This window comes from Bradyrhizobium sp. JR4.1 (assembly GCF_040548605.1).
GTDB lineage: Bacteria > Pseudomonadota > Alphaproteobacteria > Rhizobiales > Xanthobacteraceae > Bradyrhizobium > Bradyrhizobium canariense.
Genome location: NZ_JBEPRY010000014.1, coordinates 90,189 through 112,810, shown reverse-complemented (window position 1 = coordinate 112,810; position 22,622 = coordinate 90,189). Strand labels below are relative to the sequence as shown.

Sequence of the window (22,622 nt, the reverse complement as noted above, 5' to 3'; positions counted from 1 at the left end):
TTTGATAAACCGCGTCTCGCCTGGGAATCGGCCGACGCCTGCGGGGGAATCAGTATGAGCGACCTCGATCCCGGATCTGCATCACGTTCCGGTCGTCGCGTTCCAAAGCCAAAAACCAACGGCATGTCGGAGCCCGATTCCCGGGCAGAATTGCTGCTCGCCCTGCAGGCCATGCGCAACGGCGATTTCTCCGTGCGCATGAGCGGCGACTATCTCGGCATCGACGGCAAGCTCGCGGACACTTTCAACGACATCATCGCCGCCAATCAGCGCATGGCGCAGCAGCTCGAACTGGTCGGCCAGGTCGTGGGCCGCGAGGGCAAGACGCGGCAGCGCGTAAAGTTTGGGCTGGCCTCCGGCTCCTGGGCCGACATGGAAGGCTCCGTCAACACGCTGATCGACGATTTGCTGTGGCCGACGCGCGAGGTGACGCGCGCGGTCGCGGCCGTGGCGCAGGGCGACCTGCTCCAGACCGTCAAGCTCGACGTCGATGGGCGTCCCTTGCGCGGCGAATTCCTGCAGTCGGCGACCATCGTCAACACCATGATCAAGCAGCTCGGCGTGTTCACCTCCGAAGTGACGCGCGTGGCGCGCGAGGTCGGCACCGAGGGCAAGCTCGGCGGCCAGGCCCAGGTACCTGAGGTGACCGGCGTCTGGAAGGATCTGACCGAGAGCGTCAACTCGATGGCGAACAACCTGACGAACCAGGTTCGCAACATCGCCGAGGTGACGATCGCGGTTGCGAACGGCGACCTCTCGAAAAAGATCACGGTCGACGTCCGCGGCGAGATCCTTCAGCTCAAGGAAGCCATCAACACGATGGTGGACCAGCTCCGTTCCTTTGCCTCGGAAGTGACGCGCGTGGCGCGCGAGGTCGGCACCGACGGCAAGCTTGGCGGCCAGGCCATCGTGCCAGGCGTCGCCGGCACCTGGAAGGATCTCACCGATAGCGTCAACGCGATGTGCGGCAACCTCACCGCGCAGGTGCGCAACATCGCCAACGTCACCACCGCCGTGGCGCGCGGCGACCTGTCGCGCAAGATCACGGTCGACGTGCGCGGCGAGATCCTGGAGCTGAAGGACACCATCAACACCATGGTGGACCAGCTCAACTCGTTCGCCTCGGAAGTGACGCGCGTGGCGCGCGAGGTCGGCACCGAAGGCAAGCTCGGCGGCCAGGCCCAGGTGCCGGGCGTCGCCGGTACCTGGAAGGACCTCACCGACAACGTCAATTTCATGGCGTCGAACCTCACCGCGCAGGTCCGCAACATCGCCGATGTTGCCACCGCCATCGCGAGCGGCGACCTGTCGAAGAAGATCACGGTGAACGTCTCGGGCGAAATCCTTCAATTGAAGGAAACGCTCAACACCATGGTCGACCAGCTCAACGCCTTCGCCGGCGAAGTCACGCGCGTCGCGCGCGAGGTCGGCACCGAGGGGCGGCTCGGCGGCCAGGCCAACGTGCTAGGCGTCGCGGGCACGTGGAAGGACTTGACCGAGAGCGTCAACTCGATGGCCTCGAACCTCACCGCGCAGGTCCGTAACATCGCCGAGGTGACGACCGCGGTCGCGGGCGGCGATCTGTCGAAAAAGATCACGGTCGATGTCCGCGGCGAAATCCTGGAGCTGAAAGACACCATCAACACCATGGTGGACCAGCTCAACGCCTTTGCCGGCGAAGTCACGCGCGTCGCCCGCGAGGTCGGCACTGAAGGCAAACTCGGCGGCCAGGCCCAGGTGCGCGGCGTCGCCGGCACCTGGAAGGATCTCACCGACAGCGTCAACTCGATGGCCTCGAACCTGACCGGCCAGGTCCGCAACATCGCCGAGGTCGCGACTGCGGTGGCCAAGGGTGATTTGTCGAAGAAGATCACCGTCAACGTGTCAGGCGAAATCCTTCAGCTGAAGGAAACGCTCAACACCATGGTGGACCAGCTCAACGCCTTCGCCGGCGAAGTCACGCGCGTCGCGCGCGAGGTCGGCACCGAAGGCAAGCTCGGCGGTCAGGCCGAAGTGCCCGGCGTCGCCGGCACCTGGAAGGACCTCACCGACAGCGTCAACTCGATGGCGGGCAACCTCACCGCCCAGGTCCGCAACATCGCCGAAGTCGCGACTGCGATCGCCGGCGGCGACTTGTCGCGCAAGATCACCGTGGACGTGCGCGGCGAGATCCTTCAGCTCAAGGACACGCTGAACACGATGGTCGACCAGCTCAACCGCTTCGCCGGTGAAGTGACGCGCGTCGCGCGCGAGGTCGGCACCGAAGGCCGGCTCGGCGGTCAGGCCAACGTGCCCGGCGTCGCCGGCACCTGGAAAGACCTCACCGACAGCGTCAACTCGATGGCGGGCAACCTCACTGCCCAGGTCCGCAACATCGCCGAAGTCACCACTGCCGTGGCGCGCGGCGACCTCTCGCGCAAGATCACCGTCGACGTCCGTGGTGAGATTTTGGAGCTGAAGAACACCATCAACACCATGGTGGACCAGCTCAACGGCTTCGCCGGTGAAGTGACGCGCGTCGCGCGCGAGGTCGGCACCGAAGGCAAGCTCGGCGGCCAGGCCGAAGTCCCCGGCGTTGCCGGCACCTGGAAGGATCTCACCGACAACGTCAACTTCATGGCCTCGAACCTGACGGCGCAGGTCCGCAACATCGCCGAGGTCGCGACCGCGATCGCCGGCGGCGACCTGTCGAAGAAGATCACGGTGGACGTGCGCGGCGAAATTCTGCTGCTCAAGGACACCTTGAACACCATGGTCGAGCAGCTTCGCTCCTTCGCCGCGGAAGTGACACGCGTCGCACGTGAGGTCGGCACCGAGGGGCGGCTCGGCGGCCAGGCCGTCGTGCCCGGCGTCGGCGGCACCTGGAAGGACCTCACCGACAACGTCAACCTGCTGGCCGCGAACCTCACCACCCAGGTCCGCAACATCGCCGAAGTCACCACCGCGGTGGCGCGCGGCGACCTGTCGCGCAAGATCACCGTCGACGTGAAGGGCGAAATCCTCGAGCTCAAAAACACCATCAACACCATGGTGGACCAGCTCAATGCGTTCGCCGGCGAAGTCACGCGCGTTGCGCGCGAGGTCGGCACCGAAGGCGAACTCGGCGGCCAGGCCCAGGTGCCCGGCGTCGCCGGCACCTGGAAGGATCTCACCGACACCGTCAACTTCATGGCGGCGAACCTGACCGAGCAGGTCCGCGGTATCGTCAAGGTGGTGACCGCGGTCGCCAACGGCGATCTCAAGCAGAACCTCACCGTGAAATCGAAGGGCGAGGTCGCCGCACTCGCCGACACCATCAACAACATGACCGAGACGCTCGCGACCTTCGCCGACCAGGTGACGTCGGTGGCGCGCGAGGTCGGCGTCGAGGGCCGGCTGGGCGGTCAGGCCGACGTGCCCGGCGCCGCCGGCACCTGGAAGGACCTCACCGGCAACGTCAATCTCCTGGCGGCCAACCTCACCTCGCAGGTGCGCGCGATCGCGGAAGTGGCGACCGCCGTGACCAAGGGCGACCTGACGCGGTCGATCCAGGTCGACGCCCGCGGCGAGGTCGCGGAGCTGAAAGACAACATCAACACGATGATCACCAACCTCCGTCTCACGACGGACGTGAACACCGAGCAGGATTGGCTGAAGACCAATCTGGCGAAATTCACCAACATGCTTCAGGGCCAGCGCGACCTCACCACTGTCGGTCGCCTGCTGCTGACCGAATTGTCGCCGCTGGTGAACGCGCATACCGGCGTGATCTATCAGGTCGAGAACGAAGACAATCCGCGGCTCCTGCTGCTTGCCTCCTATGCCGGCGACGGCGTCTATCCGTATCCGCGCGTGCTGCCATTCGGCGACGGCCTGATCGGCCAATGCGCGCTCGACCGGCGCCCGCGCGTAATTGCGGACATTCCGCCCGACGTGGTGCCGATCAATTCGGCGCTGCTTCGCGTCGCGCCGAAGAACCTCGTGGTGCTGCCGGTGCTGTTCGAAGGCCAGGTCAAGGCGGTCATCGAGCTCGCCTCGCTCACCTCCTTCACGACCTCGCAGATGACCTTCCTGGAGCAGCTCACGGACTCGATCGGCATCGTGCTCAACTCGATCGAAGCGACAATGCAGACCGAAGGCCTGCTCAAGCAGTCGCAGCAGCTCGCCGGCGAACTCCAGACCCAGCAGCGCGAATTGCAGCAGACCAATGACCAGCTCGAACAGAAGGCGCAGCAGCTCGCCGAGCGCAACGTCGAAGTCGAGCGCAAGAACCAGGAGATCGAGCAGGCCCGCCGCGCACTGGAGGAAAAGGCGACCGAGCTCGCGCTGACCTCGAAGTACAAGTCCGAATTCCTGGCCAATATGAGCCACGAGCTGCGCACGCCGCTGAACTCGATCCTGATCCTCGGCCAGCAGCTCACCGACAATCCGGACGGCAATCTTACCGGCAAGCAGGTCGAATTCGCCCGCACCATCCACGGCGCCGGCACCGACCTACTCAATCTCATCAGCGACATTCTCGATCTCTCCAAGATCGAGTCCGGTACGGTGACGGTCGACGCCGAGGAAATCCTGACCGCGAACCTGCTCGAGACGGTCGGGCGGCCGTTCCGTCACGAGGCGGAGAACCGCAATTTGTCGTTCAAGATCGACGTCGATCCGAATCTCGCACGCAGCCTCGTCACCGATTCCAAGCGCCTGCAGCAGGTTTTGAAGAACCTGCTCTCCAACGCCTTCAAGTTCACCGCCGAGGGCGAAGTGCGCCTGAAGGTCGCCGCCGCGGTCGGCGGCTGGGGCACGGATCATCCCGTACTGAACTCGGCGCCGGCCGTGATCGCATTCGAAGTGTCCGATACCGGCATCGGCATTCCCCTGGAGAAGCAGAAGCTGATCTTCGAGGCGTTCCAGCAAGCGGATGCCGGCACCAGCCGCAAATATGGCGGCACCGGCCTCGGCCTTGCGATCAGCCGCGAGCTCGCAAGCCTGCTCGGCGGCGAGATCCACCTGCGCAGCTTGCCGGGCAAAGGCTCGTGCTTCACGCTTTACCTGCCGCTGAAATATTCCGGCCCGACGCTCGCGCCCCGCGCGACGCCCCAACAAAGCCAGCCGCCGGCGCTGCAGCCCGCTACAGCCGAACCGCAGCGCGTCATCGAGCAGCTTCCCGACGACCGGCTCAACCTCGAACCCGGCGACAGTATCCTCCTGATCGTCGAGGACGACCCGCACTACGCACGCGTGCTGGTCGACCTCGCGCGCGACAAGGGATTCAAGGTGCTGGTCGCCGCACGCGGCGCGGAGGCGCTGGAGCTAGCAAAGCAGTACCAGCCGAGGGCCGTGTCGCTCGACGTATTCCTGCCGGATATGCTCGGCTGGACCGTGTTGAGCCAGCTCAAGCACAATCCGCTGACCCGCCACATCCCCGTGCAGATCATCACGCTCGACGAGGACCGCCAGCATGCGCTGGCGCGCGGCGCCTTCTCCTTCGTCAACAAACCGACGACGACCGAGGGCGTCTCGGCCGCGCTGACCCAGATCAAGGAATATGCGCGGCCGCGGCGCAAGCGGCTGCTGATCGTCGAGGACAACGAGGCCGAGCAGCTCTCGATCCGCGAGCTCCTGCATCACGACGACATCGAGATCGTGACGACCGGCACCGGTGCCGACGCGCTCTCGATGCTGCGTGAGACCCCCTGTGATTGCGTCGTGCTCGACCTGCGCCTGCCCGACATGACCGGCTTCGAGGTGCTGGACCAGATCCGCAACGACGAGGCGCTCTCGAACGTTCCGGTCGTCGTCTTCACCGGCCGCGAGCTGTCGGCCGAGGAAGATGCGGAGCTCCACACCATGGCGCGAAGCATCGTGGTCAAGGGCGTGGAATCGCCGGAGCGCCTGCTTGACGAGACCGCGCTGTTCCTGCATCGCGTGATCACGGAGTTGCCGGTCGAGAAGCAGCGCATGCTCGAGAAGCTGAACAGTTCCGACGAAGACCTGATCGGCAAGACAGCCCTGCTCGTCGACGACGACGCCCGCAACATCTTCGCGCTGTCGAGCGTGCTGGAGCGGCGCGGCATGAAGGTGCTGACGGCCACGACCGGCAACGAGGCGGTGACCTTGGTCGAATCCAACCCGGAGATCGCCATCGTGCTGATGGACATCATGATGCCGCAGATGGATGGCTATCAGACCATCGGCGTCATTCGTGAAAATCCGACCTTCGCCCGTCTTCCGATCATCGCGTTGACGGCCAAGGCCATGAAGGGCGACCGCGAGAAGTGCCTCGAGGCCGGCGCGTCCGACTACCTCGCCAAACCCGTCAACACCGATCAATTGCTGCTTGCAATCCGCATGTGGCTGCACCGCTGAGTTGGATGCCCGTATGGACCACGAAAAGGTCAACATCCTCCTCGTCGACGACCAGCCGGCCAAGCTGCTCGCCTATGAGGTGATCCTGAAGGATCTCGGCCAGAACCTCGTGATCGCCTCGTCCGGTCGCGAGGCTCTCGAGGTGCTGCTCAAGACCGAGATCGCGGTGATCCTGGTCGACGTCTGCATGCCCGAGCTCGACGGCTTCGAGCTCGCCGCGATGATCCGTGAGCACCCGCGCTTCCAGAAGACCGCGATGATCTTCATCTCGGCCATTCAAGTCAGCGACATCGACCGCCTGCGCGGCTACGAGATGGGCGCCGTCGACTACGTCCCGGTCCCCGTCGTGCCGGAGGTGCTGCGCGCCAAGGTCAAGGTGTTTGCGGAGCTCTATCGCAAGACGCGCGAACTCGAACGACTGAACCAGGATCTCGAGGACCGCGTGCGCGCACGCACCGCCGAGCTGGAGAATTCCACTGCAAAGCTGCGCGAGAGCGAAGAGCGGCGCAGTATGGCGATCGCCGCCGGCAAGATGGGTTCCTGGGACTGGGACTGGATCACCGGCGACTGGATGTGGGACGAGGGACAGTACCGCATCTTTGGTGTTGGCCCGGAGAGCTTCGCGGTGAATCCGGCCAACGTTCAGGCGCTGTTGCATCCGGATGACGTCGATCAGTTGCGCAAGGCGATCGCCGAATTCAACAAGGGCACACGCTCCTATGAAACGGAGTTCCGCATCGTGCGGCCCGACGGCGATGTGCGCTGGTGTGTCGGCACGGCCGCCGCCACGGTTGACGATAGCGGTCGGGTCATGCGCGTCAGCGGCGTGACGGTGGACATCACCGAACGCAAGCGCGCCGAGGAACGGCAGACTCTCCTGGCGCGGGAAGTCGATCATCGCGCCAAGAATGCGCTGGCGCTGGCGCAATCGATTGTGCGCCTCACCCGCGCCGACGAGGTCAAAGCCTATGTCAGCGCCGTCGAGGGACGCATCAATGCACTGGCGCGCGTGCATACGATCCTGTCGCTGTCGAGCTGGCAGGGCGCAGAACTCTCGAAGCTGATCGACGAGGAGCTTGCGCCCTATTCCCTCGGCGGCCAGATCAAATTGGCGGGGTCCGAAGTTCAGTTGCTGCCGGCGACCGCCCAGACGCTGGCGCTGGCGCTGCACGAGCTTTTCACCAACTCGGCGAAGTATGGCGCGCTCTCGACGCGGACGGGACGGCTCGCGATCGACTGGCAGGTCGAGGACGAGCTGCTCACGCTGACGTGGGAGGAATCCGGCGGCCCGCTTGTCATGACGCCGAAATCCCGCGGCTTTGGTACGCGGAGCCTGCTTGCGAGCGTCGAGTCCCAGCTCGGCGGGCAGGCGCGATTCGATTGGCGCGCCGAGGGTCTGTTGTGCCGGCTCGAGGTGCCGTTGGTCCGCAAGACTGCCGCGACGACTGCGCCCGGAAACTTCGAAGCCGCGAGCTCCGCCGAATTGCAGCGCGCGTCCGGTTAACCGGAGGCCGCACTCTTCCTGCGCTGCGTCGTTTGCGGTTCGCGCGCGACCCGCCCTTCGAGCCAGGCTTCCGTTTGGGCGAGATCGCGCAGCGCCTTGGCATAGCGGCGCGCCGCGCTTCGCTCCGCGCCGCGGGGCAGTTTGCGCGCTTTGCGGAGGATGTCCGCAGCGGCGTTGCGATAAGCCAGAGAGCGATAGAGAAAGACCACCTTACCCATATCGAATGTTCCCGTGTTGCAGGGTCATTCTCGCCCACCCGGCATGAACGTCGGATGAAGCGGGCGATAACGATTCCTTCATGCGGGTGGAACCGGCGCGTGTCGCAGGCGTTTCATGCGGGATTGGGATAGAGTTCCATGCGCGCGAAGAAGTCGTCGGACCTGATCTCTCCCAGCGGGCTCGTCAAGCTGATGACGCACGCGATGATGGGCGCAGCCCTCGGGCTCGCTTTCAGCCTCTTGCTCGTGCTGTCCAATCCCGGCGTCGCCAATTTGCTGAGTCACGGCGGAAGGCAGGCCGTTGTCGTTTTCGCCCTCACATTGGTGACGACGTTCGCGATCGGCGCAACACTGACCGGGGTCGTATTCATCCTCGAAGAGGACAAGCAATCTTGAAGGATGCGTGCTTTACCGGAACTTCCTTGTTCGGAACTCCTGCGACCAATGGCAGTTGGCTGCCTGCGTCAATTCAACTCAGGGAGTTCCCGCATATGAAGACCACCAAGCTCGCTCTTGCCGTGATGTTGGCAACCGGCCTCGCCGCCGCACCGTTCGCCGTGCAGGCCAAGTCGCACAAGGCAAAACACGGATCCTCGATGTCATCGTCGCAGACCACCACGGGCGCCAACACCAAGTCTTCCAAGGGTGCTGATCCCTCCGGTCAGGGCGGCTCCGGCCCCGGCTCCGACCAGGGCGGCACCATGACGAACAACAAGGGCGGCATGAGCAACACCAAGTAGGTGTTCCCCGAAATCATGAAGGCCCCGCGATCGCGGGGCCTTTTGCTTTGGTGTTCAAACGAACTTTTTCTCGGGCCGCTTCGTCGACATGCGGTATCGACGAGCCCCGCACGCGCGTTACGCCAAGGCTCAGCTACGATGGCTGCCCAGGATGTCAGGGTGGACGCCCGCAGGATCTGATTTCACCAGATGATCGAGCCGTGCCCGCTTGCGGGCGATCAAGAGCTGGGCCGCGGCGTCGTCGAGCCCCTCGCGTTGCAGCTGCCGGATGGCAGAGCCCAGTTCGAGAATCTCGGCGCGCAGCTTTAGAATCCGGTACACATCCGGGTCTTCCCCCACCGTGCGCTCCCAAAGCTCTCAGCGGCGCGCGACCACGCGCAGAGGACTACCTGCTGCCTTCGCGGAACGAAGGCGCATCCTATCGCGGACATTCGGCAGGACATCGCCGCCACCTGCAGCCTTCCATTCGCCGATCAGCAGATTGATTTTCCGGCGCAGATCCATCTGCGCCAGGGCCTTCTCCGTGCAGTCGCGATCGCGCTCGACGAGTTCGCGGACGGACACCTCGATATCGGCCATTTCCAACCTCAAGGCGCTGATTTTACGTCGAATTTCATTAATTCTATTGTCCATGACTTGTTAGAACAAAATAAGAACATATAGTCAAGTCACGATTTCAGAAGGGAGAAGCGATATGCAGGTTCAGGGTAGATACGACGCCAAAGCTTTCCTCACCGAGCAGATGACGCGGGCGCAGGGCCTCCGGCTGAAACGGCTGAGCGAAGAGGCGTATCAACCCGCGCAATATGCGCGGGATCTGTCCTCCAGCGAGGCAGCGCGGCGCATTCAGGTGCTGGAAGCGGAGATCGAGCTGGCGGATTCGTTCTAGGCTAGGCCGCGTATCCGGGACGTTGCTTGCGCTTTCGGAACTATGCCTGTCTCGGATTGTTTTCCCAGGCCAAGGGAGAACATGCATGGCACGCAAGGCAAAGAAGCGCCGCTACTCGCGCAGCTCCGGCAGCGATGTCGAAGGCGAGATGAAGCGCTACAAGAAGGGGACCGCGAAAAGCGGACTTGGCGGTCGAGGCGGACGCGTGAAGAGCCGCAAGCAGGCGATCGCGATCGGCCTGTCGAAAGCGCGCAAGAAGGGCAAGAAGGTCCCGAAGAAAGCAGCGAAACGGAAGTCGTCCAAGAAGACGTCAAAGAAGACATCTCGGAAAACATCCAAGAAGACTTCGAAGAAGAGTTCGAAGAAAACGTCGAAGCGCAAATCTTCCAAACGGTCGCGCTGACCTCCGTCAGATCATGCTGCCCGGCATGAAGCAGCGGATCGACACGCCGAACGCGGTCTTCACCGGCCACACCATGGTGCGGCCGGCCCGGTTCGGCTCGGTGATCACGGCTTCGTCCGGTACCTCGACCCATTCGCCGTCGAGCCGCACGCGATAATGTCCATTGTGCGAGTCCCAATCGGGATCGGCGACGGCAAACCCGTCCGCATCCGAGCAGCACGGACCGAGATGGCTGCGCAGGCCGTCGAACCACGGCTTAAGAGGTGAGTCCGCGTAGCGGCCGTCGTCACGCCCGAGAGCGTTTCCGCCCCACAGCACGAACGGCGCCACGAGCAGCGCAGCCGTCAGCGAGAGCTTCAATCGATCCATGTCGGCACCGATCAAATACGAATTGCCGGCCGGCTCAGCGGCGGCAAGTTCGAAGTTCCACGCTTGCAATCGTCGGCGGCTTCATTGCCGCCGAGTCCATACGAGATCCGTAATTGTGATGAACGAACACGGCTTTTTCGGACGAACCGGGTCATCCTCCCTGCCGTTAACGAGAATGTTATCGGCGGGCATCCGAAATCCTGAAGGCGAACAGGAAAGGCGGCCCGTAGGCCGCCTTTTTGGAGTTGCGCCGATCGACGTTCGACTTATGCGAGCGGCACCGCCACGAACCGGGTCGCCTGCGCGCTTCTGACCTGCAGCAGCACGCTGCGCTTGCCGGACGATTTCGCCTGCGCCAGCTCCGAACGGACATCGCCGATATTGGCGACGGCCTTGCCCCCCACATTGAGGATGACGTCGCCGGTCTGGATGCCGCGCTGCGCGGCCGGCCCTTGCGGATCGACTTCGGTGACGACGACGCCCTTTTGGCCGGCGCCCTGGACGTCCCCGGCCGGAGCCAGGCTGAGGCCGAGACGCGGCGGCATGCCGGCATCTGGCTGCGACTTGCCCTCGTCGGCTCTAGCCTGCCGCTCGTTCGGCAACTCGCCGAGCGCCAGTGTCACCGTCTTGTTGTCGCCCTTGTGGACGACATCGAGCTTCACGGACGTGCCTGGCGCCAGGGTGGCGATGGTGCGGGCGAGATCGCGGGAATCCTTGATCGCGGTGCCATTGACGGCGGTGATGACGTCGCCCGCCTCGATGCCCGCCTTCGCTGCCGGGCTGCCGTCCTGCGGATTGTCGACGATCGCGCCGCGCGCCTCCTTGAGGCCGAGGCTGTCGGCGATATCCGACGTCACCGGCTGCACCTGCACGCCGAGCCAGCCGCGTGTGACCGCGCCCTTGTCCTTCAACTGTGCGACGACGAGCTTTGCGGTCGAGGCCGGAATGTCGAAGCCGATGCCGACCGAGCCGCCGGAGGGCGAGAAGATCGCAGTGTTCACGCCGATCACGTTGCCATTCATGTCGAAGGCCGGGCCGCCGGAGTTACCCTTGTTGATCGGCGCGTCGATCTGGATGAAGTCGTCATAGGGACCGTTGCCGATGTCGCGACCGCTGGCCGAGACGATCCCGGCGGTCACGGTGCCACCGAGGCCGAAGGGATTGCCGACCGCGACCACCCAGTCGCCGATACGCGGCTTCTGGTCGGAGAATTTGACGAACGGAAAATCCTTCTTTCCCTCGACCTTGATCAGCGCGAGGTCCGTCTTCGGATCGGTGCCGACCACTTTCGCGCTGTAGATCGCGCCGTCGTCCATCGTCACTTGCACCGACTCGGCGTGATCGACGACGTGGTTGTTGGTCACGGCGTAGCCGTCCGCTGAGATGAAGAAGCCGGAGCCCTCACCCGTGATCATCTGGCGGTGCTGGCGCGGCATGCCTTCCATGCCACCCGGGCCGCGGAAGCCGAATTGCCGTGAGAACTGGTCGAACGGCGATGCTTCGTCCGAATCCATCCGGTTCTGTTGCAGCATCGCGCTCTTGTCGTTGTCCTGGTCGATCCTGACCCGGACCGAGATGACGGCGGGTTTGACCTTGCTGACGAGGTCGCCGAAGCCCGGCGGTGTCGCGGCGCTCTCCGCGGCCTGGGCGGGCGCAATGAAGGAGTTCGCGCCGAACGGCGAAGAGCCGGGGGCAGTCGCCAGCACGGCCAGGCCAAGCGCGGCCACGGTGCCGAGCAGCGCGAGCCGGCGCGGTCTCAGGATCTTGCGGGACGCGGTGGTGTCGGAATTGACGTGATCGTTCATGTCGATATGTCCATGTTGGGTAAGTCGCCTTGGACCCAACATGGTGGTCGCCACCTTACAGCGTCCCGTCCACGCGATTAAATCTTGGCAAAGTAGCCGGGGCCGGCGACACGGCCAAAAGTCGAGACTGCACGTTTGATGCAGCTCAACGCGGGCGCTGCGCACCGTGAAAGACTGCAGCTACCGGATGATGTCCATCGGAGGCGGTCATGTACAAAGACATTCTCGTCCACATCCCTACCGAGCGGCCGATGCGCCCGGTGATCGATGGCTCGATCTCACTCGCAGCGGGCCTCAACGCCCATCTCGATGCAGTCGCGGTTGGCTATGTGGCAACCAGCGCGGCCTACGTGATGGAGGGCGGCGCCGCGGTGGCGGCGGTGTTCGAGATGGAGCGCGAAAGCGCAGTGGAGCGGGCCGAGGCGGCGCTCGCGGTGTTCAAGAGCGAAGCGATGAACGCCGGCATTTCCTACACATGCCACCCACTCGGAGCGATGCCGGGGGATGCGGTCGGGTTGCTTGGCGAGATGGCGCGGCTGCACGATCTCAGCATCGTGCTCCAGCCGGATCCGGCGCAAGGCTCACTCGACAACGATGTGCCCCGCGAGATCCTGTTCCAGGCGGGCGGGCCGGTGCTTTTCCTGCCCTACACCTTCCATGGAGCGTTCAAGGCGAAACGAATCGGCATCTGTTGGGATGGCAGCCGCCTCGCCGCGCGCGCCATGCGCGACGCCGCACCATTCCTGGCTCGCGCCGAGGAGATCGTGATCATTGCGATCAACGAAACAGATATGGTTCCCGACGAAGTCTCGACGCGCAATCTGGCAAGGCATCTCGGCCGGCGCGGACTGTCGACCCGCACCGTCAACCTGTCGGCGGCGCGCTCCGACATTCAGCCGACCATGCTGTCGCTGGCAGCCGATGAGAACCTCGATCTTCTGGTCATGGGCGGCTACGGCCATTCGCGATTGCAGGAGCGGTTCCTCGGCGGTGTCACCCGCGCCATGCTGGAAGCCATGACCGTTCCGACGCTGATGTCGCATTAATCGAGGGACGACCAGGTCGGGCCGGTCACAAGACCTGTCGTTCGGGCCGACAACCTCGTCCTTGAGCGGTGCCGGCGTCGGCAAGTTCGGGTCATATTCGAACAGGTTGGCCCGTCACGCCGCGGCGGGCCTCTCCCACGCCGAGGCCTCGACGCCGTCCTCGTCGTGTTGCGCATTGCACGCGTCGAAATGCGCCTTGAGTTCGACTTCGGCGAGATATTCGAAATGTTCGGCCTGGCCGAGCAGTTCCCAACTCTGGAGCGGCCGGTAGGCGGCCTGCTGACGACAGAGGGACGCTAGCGCGCGATAGCGACGTACGTTGTCCATGAGACCCTCCCTCGCATTCACAGAGCTTATTGCCCTTATTTGCGTCAGGGCGATGGCGGTTGTGCAAAAGATTTGCTGCGCCCGCCGCGCGCTTGACCCGCTTCTAGGCAAACGCGTGTTGCGCCGAAAGTTCCAATCAGCGCGGACTCAATATGTCTGGTGGAAAGTGGCAGGCCCTGGCACAGCCCATTCGGGTACCGGCTCGCTCCGCCTGTATCCCATAGCCTACCGGATGAGCGCGGGCTCACCGGTCCGGATCGTCTGCGCCGCACTATGTTGCAGCTCCGGAACCCTGCCGGCTTCCGCAGCAGCGCGGATGGCGGCGATGTTGCCGGCATAGTCTGCGCTGCTCTTGCCGCGAAACACGGCGGAGCCCGCCACAAGCGTATCGGCACCCGCAGCGGCCACGGCAGCGGCATTGTCGCGCGTGATGCCGCCGTCAACCTCGAGCCGGATGGGCCGGTCGCCGATCATGCTTCGAATACGCCCGATCTTCTCGAGCTGGGACTCCAGGAAGGACTGGCCGCCAAAGCCCGGATTGACCGTCATCACCAGGACGAGATCGAGACGATCGAGCACATATTCGATCGCGCTTTCGGGAGTGGCGGGACACAGGCTGACACCGGCTTTCTTACCGAGCGCGCGGATGGCCTGGAGCGAGCGATCGAGATGCGGACCGGCTTCGGCATGCACCGTGATGACATCCGCGCCGGCCTTCGCGAACGCCTCGAGATAGGGATCGGCCGGCGCGATCATGAGATGCACGTCGAATATTTTCTTCGTCAGCGGCCGGATCGCCTTGATGACGTCCGCGCCATAACTGATGTTCGGAACGAAATGCCCATCCATGACGTCGCAATGAATCCAGTCGGCACCCGCAGCGTCGATCGCCGCGATCTCCTCGCCGAGGCGGGCGAAATCCGCAGCCAGGATCGACGGCGCGATGAGGATTTCTCTGGTCATGGCTTCGCACTCCCCTGCGCGTCCGCAACGCCGCTAAACACGCGGCTCGCCAGGACGTCCATGGCATCGATCGTTTCGAGGTCGGCGATCTCGAGCATGCGATCGAGATCGGATACCAGGCGATCGGCCTGCCGCAGGCGGATGCGGTCGACGGCATTGCGGATCGAGCGTGCATTCGAAAAGAACGGCTGGGTCCGGCGTAGCGCAATGTATTTCTCGAAAGCTTCGCGCGCCGCCGCCGAGAGGCGATAACCCCGTTCCTTCAGCATCAATTCGGCGATGACAAGCAGCTCGGCTTCCGCATAGTCCGGAAAGTCGATGTGATGGGCGATGCGCGAGCGGAAGCCGGGATTGGAGGCGAAGAAGCTGGTCATTCGCTCGCCATAGCCGGCAAGGATGACGACGAGGTCCTCGCGCTGGTTCTCCATCACCTGGAGCAGTATCTCGATCGCCTCCTGGCCGTAGTCGCGCTCGTTGTCGGGACGGTGCAGATAATAGGCCTCGTCGATGAACAGCACGCCGCCCATCGCCTTCTTCAGGATCTCCTTGGTCTTCGGCGCGGTGTGGCCGATATACTGGCCGACGAGATCGTCGCGCGTCACCGAGATCACCTGCCCGCGCCGCACGAAGCCGAGGCCGTGCAGGATCTTTGCCATGCGGAGCGCAACGGTCGTCTTGCCGGTGCCGGGATTTCCGGTGAACGACATGTGCAGCGTCGGCGGCGACGAAGCCAGTCCCGCACGCTGCCGGATACGTTCGATCAGCAAGAGCGACGCGATCTGGCGCACGCGGTTCTTCACCGGCTTCAATCCGATCAGCTCCTGCTCGAGCTGTTGCAGCGTGCCGGTGATTCCAGCCGCTTCGGCCTCCTTGCGGAGATCGAAACTGGTCTCGCCGGGCTCAGTGGTCATGGCGTGGGGAACATCCAGCATCGGCACCTCGAAGAAAAGGGCTTCGCCGCGGGGGAGCGGCGAAGCAGTGGTCCGCCAAGGAAACGGAGCAGGGAGTGCTCCGCGCGGAGGAGAATGAGTTAGGTTGGCGCGTGCGCGGGCTGCCGACGCACGGTGGTGTAGCGGATCGCGCGTCCGCCCACCTCCTGCCGCACCAGCTCGAACTCGGCCTCCTGCGGCGGGCGGTTGACGATGAACGAGATCCGCACCGACTCCCAGCCGTGGCTGGAGTCGAAGCCGCTGAGACGGATGTAACGGTCGCCATACACTCTGCGGCATTCGGCGAGCTCCATCATCACGCCGGCGGCGTCCTGGAGATCGAACATTGGCAGGCCCCACATCTCCCAATAGGTGTTGCGGGGATGCGGATCGTCGGTGAACTCGATGTTCACCGCCCAACCGTTGGTCAGGCAATACTGCACCTGCTTGGTGATCTGGTCGTCGGTCAGATCTGGAAGGAACGAGAAGCAGCCTTGGGTCAGCTTCATGTCAAATCTCCTCAAACGGTTTCGAGCGCGGTCGGCACGAAGTCCGGCGTGTCGGTGGATTCATAATTGAAGGAGACGTCCTTCCAGACCTCGAGTGCGGCTTTCAGGGGCGTGCAGGTCTCGGCCGCCCTGGCCAGGATCTCCGGACCTTCGTGGACATAGTCGCGGCCCTCGTTGCGGGCGAGGATCATCGCTTCCAGCGCCACGCGGTTGGCGATCGCGCCGGCCGCGATGCCCATGGGATGGCCGATGGTACCGCCGCCGAACTGCAGCACGACGTCCTCGCCGAGCAGGTCGAGCAGCTGGTGCATCTGGCCGGCATGGATGCCGCCGGAGGCGACCGGCATCATCTTGTTCAGGCTCGCCCAGGACTGGTCGAAGAACAGACCGTGTTCGAGTTTGGTCGGGTTGAAGTCCTCGCGGCAAACATCATAATAGCCGCGCGTAGTGTTCGGATCACCTTCGAGCTTGCCGACCACCGTGCCGGCATGGATGTGGTCGACGCCGGCAAGCCGCATCCACTTGGCGATGACACGGAACGACACGCCGTGGCTCTTCTGCCGCGTGTAGGTCGAGTGACCGGCGCGATGCAGATGCAGGATCATGTCGTTGCGACGCGCCCATTTCGCCATCGACTGGATCGCGGTGTAGCCGATCACGAGGTCGATCATGACGATGCACGACCCGAGCTCCTTCGCGAACTCGGCGCGCTCGTACATGTCCTCCATCGTTCCCGCGGTGATGTTCAGGTAGGTGCCCTTCGCCTCGCCGGAGGCCGCCTGCGCGCGGTTCACCGCCTCCATGCAATAGAGGAAGCGGTCGCGCCAGTGCATGAACGGCTGCGAGTTGATGTTCTCGTCATCCTTGGTGAAGTCGAGCCCGCCCTTCAGCGCCTCGTAGACCACGCGGCCGTAATTGCGGCCCGAAAGCCCGAGCTTGGGCTTGACGGTGGCGCCGAGCAGCGGCCTGCCGAACTTGTCGAGCCGCTCGCGCTCGACCACGATGCCGGTTGCCGGTCCCTGGAACGTCTTCACATAAGCGACGGGGAAGCGCATGTCTTCCAGACGCAGCGCTTTCAACGGCTTGAAGCCGAACACGTTGCCGATGATCGAGGCCGAGAGGTTGGCGATCGAGCCCGGCTCGAACAGGTCGAGGTCATAGGCGATGTAGGCGAAATACGAGCCCGGCGTGCCCGGCACCGGATCGACGCGATAGCATTTTGCGCGATACTTCTCCGCGGCGGTCAGGCGATCGGTCCACACCACCGTCCAGGTCGCCGTCGAGGATTCGCCGGCGACAGCGGCCGACGCCTCGATCGGATCGACGCCCTCTTGCGGCGTGACGCGGAACAGCGCGATGACATCGGTGTCCTTTGGCACATAGTCAGGCTCCCAATAGCCCATGCGCTTGTATTCCATCACGCCCGATCGATATCTTTCCTTGCCGCGGACGGTTCCTGCGTGTGCGTTCATAGCTCTCTCCTGCTCTTCTCTCTCTGAATGATTAGGCTGCGACAGGGTCGCGGGCGTCGACGCTCGGATCGAGTTCTCCGGCGCGGTAGCGCCGCGCCATCTCGCTCAAGGGAACGACCTTGATCCGGCTGGCGTGTCCTGCGGTCCCGAACTGCTCGAAGCGCTCGCGGCAGAGCTCGCGCATCGCATCCATCGCGGGCTTGAGGAATTTGCGTGGATCGAACTCCGAGCGCGTTTGCGCCGCAACTTTGCGGAACACCGCGGTCATCGCCAGTCGGCAGTCGGTATCGATATTGACCTTGCGCACGCCGCTCTTGATGCCGCGGACGATCTCCTCGACCGGCACGCCCCAGGTCTGCGGCATCTCGCCGCCGAACTGGTTGAACATGTCCTGAAGCGGCTGCGGCACCGAGGAAGAGCCGTGCATCACGAGATGCGTGTTCGGCAGCCGGCGATGAATCTCCTCGACCACCCGCATGGCCAGAATGTCGCCGTCCGGCTTGCGGCTGAACTTGTAGGCGCCGTGCGAGGTGCCCATCGCGATCGCGAGCGCATCGACCTTGGTGGCGCGGACGAAGTCGACCGCCTGGTCGGGATCCGTCAGCAACTGATCATGGCTGACCGTGCCTTCGACGCCGTGGCCATCCTCCTGCTCGCCGCCGCCATGTTCGAGCGAGCCGAGCACGCCGAGTTCGCCTTCGACGGAGGCGCCGACCCAATGCGCGAGATCGACGACGCGGCTGGTGATCGCGACATTGTACTCGTAATCGGCCGCGGTCTTGGCGTCGGCCTTGAGCGAGCCGTCCATCATCACGGAGGTGAAGCCATGCGCGATGGCGGAGGCGCAGGTCGCCTCGTCATTACCGTGGTCCTGGTGCATGCAGAGCGGGATGTCCGGATAGGTCCGCTCCAGCGCGTCGATCATGTGCGAGAGCATGAGGTCGCCGGCATAGCTGCGCGCGCCGCGCGAAGCCTGGATGATGACGGGCGCATCGACCTCGGCCGCCGCCTGCATGATCGCGATACCCTGCTCCATGTTATTGATGTTGAACGCCGGCACCGCGTAACCGTGACTGGCGGCGTGGTCGAGCAGTTGGCGAAGGGTGATACGGGCCACGACAATTCCTCCTGTTATTGCTTGCCTGTGCGGGCCATCGCCCGCCGGGCGGCTTCCGCAACGCTTTGTGGCGTGATGCCGAATTCGCGGTAGAGCACCGGGGCCGGCGCTGAAGCACCGAAGCCGCGCATGCCGACGAATTCGCCCTCGGTGCCGATCCAGCGATGCCAATCGCCGGCGACTGCCGCCTCGATGCCCACCCGGGGCACAGTGCCGAGCACGGCAGCGCGGTAGTCCTCCGGCTGCTCCTCGAACAACGCGAAGCAGGGTGCGGAGACCACGGCCGCGCGGATATGCTCGGTGGCAAGCAGGCGAGCCGCTTCCAGCGCAGTCGAGACTTCCGAACCTGTTGCAATGAGCGTCACGTCTCGGCCGCCGTCCGGCGAAACAATCAGATAGGCGCCGCGTGCGACGCGGTTTCTTCCACGGACATCGCTGCGGAAGGTCGGCAGGGCCTGACGGGACAGGCACAGCACGGAGGGACGATTTTCAGCTTGGAGCGCGCAGTCCCAGGCTTCCAGCGTCTCAACCGCGTCGGCCGGCCGGAACACAAGCAGGTTCGGAATGACGCGAAGCGCTGCGAGATGCTCGACTGGTTGATGCGTGGGGCCGTCCTCACCGAGACCAATGGAGTCATGGGTCATCACATGAATGACGCGGATCCGCATCAACGCCGCAAGGCGGATCGCCGGCCGGCTGTAATCAGAGAAGGCGAGGAAGGTGCCGCCATAGGGAATGAAGCCGCCGTGCAGCGCGAGGCCGTTCATCGCGGCCGCCATGCCGTGCTCGCGGATACCATAATGGATGTAATCGCCGGCGAACGCGTCGCGCTTGACCGGGGTCTGCGCCTTGGCATGCGTCAGGTTCGAATGCGTGAGGTCCGCCGAGCCGCCGACAAATCCGGGAATCGTCCCTGCGATGCCGTCGAGCACCTGTTGCGACGCCTGCCGCGTCGCAAGCTTCGGACGCTCGGTGGCAAAGCGTTCGCGCAATTTCGCCGAGGCTTGGGCATAGGCGTTCGGCAGGGCAACCGTCTTGCCCTCGACAAACAGATCGCGCTGCTCGGGCGTCGCGCATTCATAGCGATCGAGCCAGGCGAGACGCGCGACCTGCCCGCGCTGCCCGATCATCCGCCATGCTTTCAGGATCGGGATTGGCACCACGAAGGGCTGATAGTCCCAGCCGAGCGCTCGCCGCGCCGCTGCCGCCTGCTCGGTGCCGAGCGGCGCGCCATGCGCCTTCTCGGTGCCCTGACGATCCGGCGCGCCATAGCCGATGATGGTGCGGCAGGCGATCAATGACGGTCTTGTGCTCTCACGCTCCTCGGCGATCGCCTGCGCAACTGCTTCGGGATCGTGCCCGTCGACACGGCGAACCGACCAGCCGGAGGCAGCGAAGCGCGCGAGCTGGTCGTCGGAGGTCGCGAGCGAGGTCGGGCCGTCGATCGAGATGCCATTGTCGTCGAACAGCACGATCAGGCGGCCCAGCCCGAGATGGCCGGCGAGCGAGATCGCTTCCTGGCTGATGCCTTCCATCAGGCAGCCGTCGCCGGCGATCACATACGTAAAGTGGTCGACGAGGCCATCGCCATGCCGCGCATTGGCCATGCGCTCGGCGAGGGCCATGCCCACCGCGGTCGCAATCCCCTGCCCCAGCGGACCGGTCGTCGTCTCGACGCCCGGCGTGTGGCCATATTCCGGATGCCCCGGCGTCTTCGAGCCCCATTGCCGGAACGCCTTGATGTCATCGAGGCTGAGGTCGCCGCCGGTGAGATGGAGCAATGCATAGAGCAGCATCGAGCCATGGCCCGCCGACAGCACGAAGCGGTCGCGGTCCGGCCAATTGGGGTGAGCCGAGTCGAATTTCAGGAAGCGCGAGAACAGCACGGTCGCGACATCGGCCATGCCCATGGGCAGGCCGGGATGGCCGGACTGCGAGGTCTCGATGGCATCGACCGCGAGAAAGCGGACGGAATTGGCGAGATCGTTGTGCGTGACCGCCGTGAGGTCGGCGTCGGCGTGGACGGAGATGTTCATCGGATCCTCCCCTCGTTCACTTCAGGTTTCGCTTGCGCTCGATCAGCTGCATGATCAGCGGCGTCAGGATGAGCTGCATGGCGAGATCGAGCTTCGCGCCGGGGCAGACGATCGAATTGGCGCGGGACATCCAGCTTTGCGGCAGCATCGAGAGCAGATAGGGGAAGTCGATGCCGCGCGGATTCTTGAAGCGAATCACGACCATCGATTCATCCGGCGTCGGGATCCAGCGCGCGATGAATGGATTGGAGGTGTCCACCGTGGGCACGCGCTGGAAGTTGATGTCGGTTTCGGAAAATTGCGGGCAGATGTAGTGGATGTAGTCGGGCATCCGCCGCAGAACGGTGTCGGTGACGGCCTCGGTCGAATAGCCTCGCGCACTGCGGTCGCGATGCAGCTTCTGGATCCATTCGAGATTGATGACGGGCACGACGCCGATCTTGAGGTCGGCATAGCGCGCGACGTTGACCTTGTCGGTGACGACCGCGCCGTGCAGGCCTTCGTAGAACAGCAGATCGGAGCTCTCCGGCAGTCGTTTCCATTCGGTAAAGGTGCCGGGTGCGGCACCATGCAGCGCGGATTCCTCGGCATCGTGGACGTAGTGGCGCGTCATCGCTGTGCCGCTCTCGCCATAATCGCGGAACGCCCGCTCCAGCTCCTCGAACAGGTTGGTCTCGGGGCTGAAATGGCTGAAATGCCTGTTGCCGCGATCGGCCTCCTTCGCCATCTGCGTGCGCATTTCCGCGCGATCGTAGCGATGGAAGGCGTCGCCTTCGATGTAGGCGGCGTTGACCTTCTCGCGGAAGAAGATCTGCTCAAAGGTCTTCTTGACCGACGTGGTGCCGGCGCCGGAAGAGCCGGTGATGGAGATGATCGGATACTTCCTGGACATAGGATGCCTCGCTCACAGCCGGAAGAAGCCGCGCCGCGCGAACAGCGGTGCGGAGACGCTGGCGACCAGCAAGGGATCGCAATGCAGCTCCTCGACACGCTGCACCTCGTTGCTCGAGCCCATGATCAGCGGCACGCGCTGGTGCAGGCTCTGCGCCGAGAGTTCGAGGATGCGCTCGCGCCCGGTCGAAGCCGAGCCGCCGGCCTGCTCGATGATGTAGGCCATCGGGTGCGCCTCGTAGACGAGGCGCAGGCGGCCGTCGCCATAACCGGGCCGTGCATCGGAGGGATAGAGGAACACGCCACCGCGGGTGAGGATGCGATAGGCCTCGGCAACCAGCGAGCCGACCCAGCGCATGTTGAAATTGTGATTGGCCTGCCCTTCCACACCGGCGAGGCATTCGTCGACGAAGGCGCGCACCGGCTGTTCCCAATGCCGGCGGTTCGAGGCGTTGATCGCGAACTCCTCGCAGGTCTCGGAGATCTGCACGGCGCTGCGGGCGAGACGGAAGCAACCGGACTTGCGGTCAAGCGTGAAGATGTCGACACCCTCGCCAAGCGTCAGCACCAGCGAGGTCTGCGGACCATAGGTGACGAACCCCGCCGCGAGCTGCGCCGAGCCGCGCTGATGGAAGGCGAGCGTGAGATCATCGGGCGCGGGCAGGATCGAGAAGATCGTGCCCACGGTCATGTTGATGTCGATGTTGGAGGAGCCGTCGAGCGGATCGATCGCGACGCAGATCTTCGCCGCGCGGTCGCCGATCTGAGGTTCGCGCATCTCCTCTGATGCCAGTGCCGCGATCGGCAGCTTGCCGAGGCAGCGGCGCAGGATCGCGTCGGCCTGCACGTCGAGATCGCGCTGGACGTCACCGTCGCTGTTACGGCCGGTGGTCAGGCCCGATGCGTCCGCAAGGTCTCCCGTCGCGATGAGATCGGCGATCTCGATCGCGGCTGCCGCGATGGCGTCGACCGCGGCCGCCACGGCCAGCGCATGCGGCGCCGTCTCGGAATACCGCTGAAGGTGGTCGTCCAGCCTGAGTTGCCCGGTCATCTGCGTCCATC

Annotated in this window: 21 protein-coding genes; 7 read left to right on the top strand and 14 right to left on the bottom strand. The window is 64.3% G+C overall.

What is annotated here, in order from left to right; translation table 11 throughout:
- Nucleotides 1-54: 54 nt before the first annotated feature.
- Together ABIB90_RS25210 and ABIB90_RS25205 are read left to right on the top strand one after the other, a co-directional pair.
- On the top strand, nucleotides 55-6,342 hold the full coding sequence (locus tag ABIB90_RS25210; RefSeq protein ID WP_007594784.1) for a HAMP domain-containing protein: 6,288 nt from the start codon (nucleotides 55-57) through the stop codon (nucleotides 6,340-6,342).
- Between the two features lie 13 nt (nucleotides 6,343-6,355).
- Complete coding sequence (locus ABIB90_RS25205) at nucleotides 6,356-7,846, top strand: HWE histidine kinase domain-containing protein (protein ID WP_354161970.1); 1,491 nt, start codon at nucleotides 6,356-6,358, stop codon at nucleotides 7,844-7,846.
- Here the strand turns inward: ABIB90_RS25205 and ABIB90_RS25200 are convergent.
- Nucleotides 7,843-8,064 carry a hypothetical protein gene (locus ABIB90_RS25200; protein WP_007594788.1) on the bottom strand — a complete coding sequence of 74 codons (222 nt, stop codon included), beginning with the start codon at nucleotides 8,062-8,064 and terminating at the stop codon, nucleotides 7,843-7,845. The genes ABIB90_RS25205 and ABIB90_RS25200 overlap by 4 nt on opposite strands.
- Before the next feature lie 138 nt (nucleotides 8,065-8,202).
- Between ABIB90_RS25200 and ABIB90_RS25195 the strand changes: the two genes are divergently transcribed.
- Complete coding sequence (locus ABIB90_RS25195) at nucleotides 8,203-8,460, top strand: hypothetical protein (protein WP_007594789.1); 258 nt, start codon at nucleotides 8,203-8,205, stop codon at nucleotides 8,458-8,460.
- Between the two features lie 95 nt (nucleotides 8,461-8,555).
- Entirely contained in the window at nucleotides 8,556-8,804 is a 249-nt protein-coding gene (locus ABIB90_RS25190; RefSeq protein WP_007594791.1) for a hypothetical protein, read from the top strand.
- A 129-nt stretch (nucleotides 8,805-8,933) separates the two neighbouring features.
- Here the strand turns inward: ABIB90_RS25190 and ABIB90_RS25185 are convergent, their stop codons facing one another.
- The gene (locus tag ABIB90_RS25185; RefSeq protein WP_354161974.1) at nucleotides 8,934-9,143 is read right to left on the bottom strand and encodes a hypothetical protein; all 210 of its coding nucleotides are present in this window, start codon (nucleotides 9,141-9,143) and stop codon (nucleotides 8,934-8,936) included.
- Nucleotides 9,144-9,161: 18 nt separating this feature from the next.
- The gene (locus ABIB90_RS25180; RefSeq protein ID WP_007594795.1) at nucleotides 9,162-9,383 is read right to left on the bottom strand and encodes a hypothetical protein; all 222 of its coding nucleotides are present in this window, start codon (nucleotides 9,381-9,383) and stop codon (nucleotides 9,162-9,164) included.
- Between the two features lie 115 nt (nucleotides 9,384-9,498).
- On the opposite strand from ABIB90_RS25180, the gene ABIB90_RS25175 reads away from it, so the two are divergent.
- Nucleotides 9,499-9,693 (top strand): DUF3072 domain-containing protein, encoded by a 195-nt coding sequence (locus tag ABIB90_RS25175; protein WP_007594797.1) that lies wholly within the window; start codon nucleotides 9,499-9,501, stop codon nucleotides 9,691-9,693.
- 85 nt (nucleotides 9,694-9,778) lie between these two features.
- On the top strand, nucleotides 9,779-10,096 hold the full coding sequence (locus tag ABIB90_RS25170) for a DUF6496 domain-containing protein (protein ID WP_354161978.1): 318 nt from the start codon (nucleotides 9,779-9,781) through the stop codon (nucleotides 10,094-10,096).
- 6 nt (nucleotides 10,097-10,102) lie between these two features.
- Here the strand turns inward: ABIB90_RS25170 and ABIB90_RS25165 are convergent, their stop codons facing one another.
- Both ABIB90_RS25165 and ABIB90_RS25160 read right to left on the bottom strand, forming a co-directional pair.
- Nucleotides 10,103-10,465, bottom strand: a complete 363-nt coding sequence (locus tag ABIB90_RS25165; protein ID WP_007594801.1) for a hypothetical protein — start codon at nucleotides 10,463-10,465, stop codon at nucleotides 10,103-10,105.
- Between the two features lie 266 nt (nucleotides 10,466-10,731).
- Entirely contained in the window at nucleotides 10,732-12,270 is a 1,539-nt protein-coding gene (locus ABIB90_RS25160; RefSeq protein ID WP_354161981.1) for a Do family serine endopeptidase, read from the bottom strand.
- Between the two features lie 209 nt (nucleotides 12,271-12,479).
- Here ABIB90_RS25160 and ABIB90_RS25155 point away from each other — a divergent pair, with 209 nt between their 5' ends.
- The gene (locus tag ABIB90_RS25155; protein ID WP_007594814.1) at nucleotides 12,480-13,316 is read left to right on the top strand and encodes a universal stress protein; all 837 of its coding nucleotides are present in this window, start codon (nucleotides 12,480-12,482) and stop codon (nucleotides 13,314-13,316) included.
- Nucleotides 13,317-13,430: 114 nt separating this feature from the next.
- Here ABIB90_RS25155 and ABIB90_RS25150 read toward each other — a convergent pair whose 3' ends face one another.
- From ABIB90_RS25150 to ABIB90_RS25110, 9 genes are all read right to left on the bottom strand, one after another.
- Nucleotides 13,431-13,643, bottom strand: a complete 213-nt coding sequence (locus ABIB90_RS25150) for a hypothetical protein (protein ID WP_354127340.1) — start codon at nucleotides 13,641-13,643, stop codon at nucleotides 13,431-13,433.
- 225 nt (nucleotides 13,644-13,868) lie between these two features.
- The gene (gene rpe / locus ABIB90_RS25145; RefSeq protein ID WP_354161985.1) at nucleotides 13,869-14,606 is read right to left on the bottom strand and encodes a ribulose-phosphate 3-epimerase; all 738 of its coding nucleotides are present in this window, start codon (nucleotides 14,604-14,606) and stop codon (nucleotides 13,869-13,871) included.
- On the bottom strand, nucleotides 14,603-15,538 hold the full coding sequence (gene cbbX, locus ABIB90_RS25140) for a CbbX protein (protein ID WP_354161988.1): 936 nt from the start codon (nucleotides 15,536-15,538) through the stop codon (nucleotides 14,603-14,605). Before cbbX ends, rpe begins: the two co-directional genes overlap by 4 nt.
- Nucleotides 15,539-15,636: 98 nt before the next feature.
- Nucleotides 15,637-16,044, bottom strand: a complete 408-nt coding sequence (locus ABIB90_RS25135) for a ribulose bisphosphate carboxylase small subunit (protein ID WP_007594833.1) — start codon at nucleotides 16,042-16,044, stop codon at nucleotides 15,637-15,639.
- Between the two features lie 11 nt (nucleotides 16,045-16,055).
- Complete coding sequence (locus tag ABIB90_RS25130) at nucleotides 16,056-17,516, bottom strand: form I ribulose bisphosphate carboxylase large subunit (RefSeq protein ID WP_027516500.1); 1,461 nt, start codon at nucleotides 17,514-17,516, stop codon at nucleotides 16,056-16,058.
- A 31-nt stretch (nucleotides 17,517-17,547) separates the two neighbouring features.
- A complete protein-coding gene (gene fba / locus ABIB90_RS25125; RefSeq protein ID WP_354161993.1) occupies nucleotides 17,548-18,633 on the bottom strand; it encodes a class II fructose-bisphosphate aldolase in 1,086 nt (361 codons plus the stop codon).
- 14 nt (nucleotides 18,634-18,647) lie between these two features.
- Nucleotides 18,648-20,669 (bottom strand): transketolase, encoded by a 2,022-nt coding sequence (gene tkt, locus ABIB90_RS25120; protein ID WP_354161996.1) that lies wholly within the window; start codon nucleotides 20,667-20,669, stop codon nucleotides 18,648-18,650.
- A 16-nt stretch (nucleotides 20,670-20,685) separates the two neighbouring features.
- On the bottom strand, nucleotides 20,686-21,561 hold the full coding sequence (locus ABIB90_RS25115) for a phosphoribulokinase (RefSeq protein ID WP_007594842.1): 876 nt from the start codon (nucleotides 21,559-21,561) through the stop codon (nucleotides 20,686-20,688).
- Between the two features lie 12 nt (nucleotides 21,562-21,573).
- On the bottom strand, nucleotides 21,574-22,611 hold the full coding sequence (locus ABIB90_RS25110; RefSeq protein WP_007594848.1) for a class 1 fructose-bisphosphatase: 1,038 nt from the start codon (nucleotides 22,609-22,611) through the stop codon (nucleotides 21,574-21,576).
- Nucleotides 22,612-22,622 lie beyond the last annotated feature (11 nt).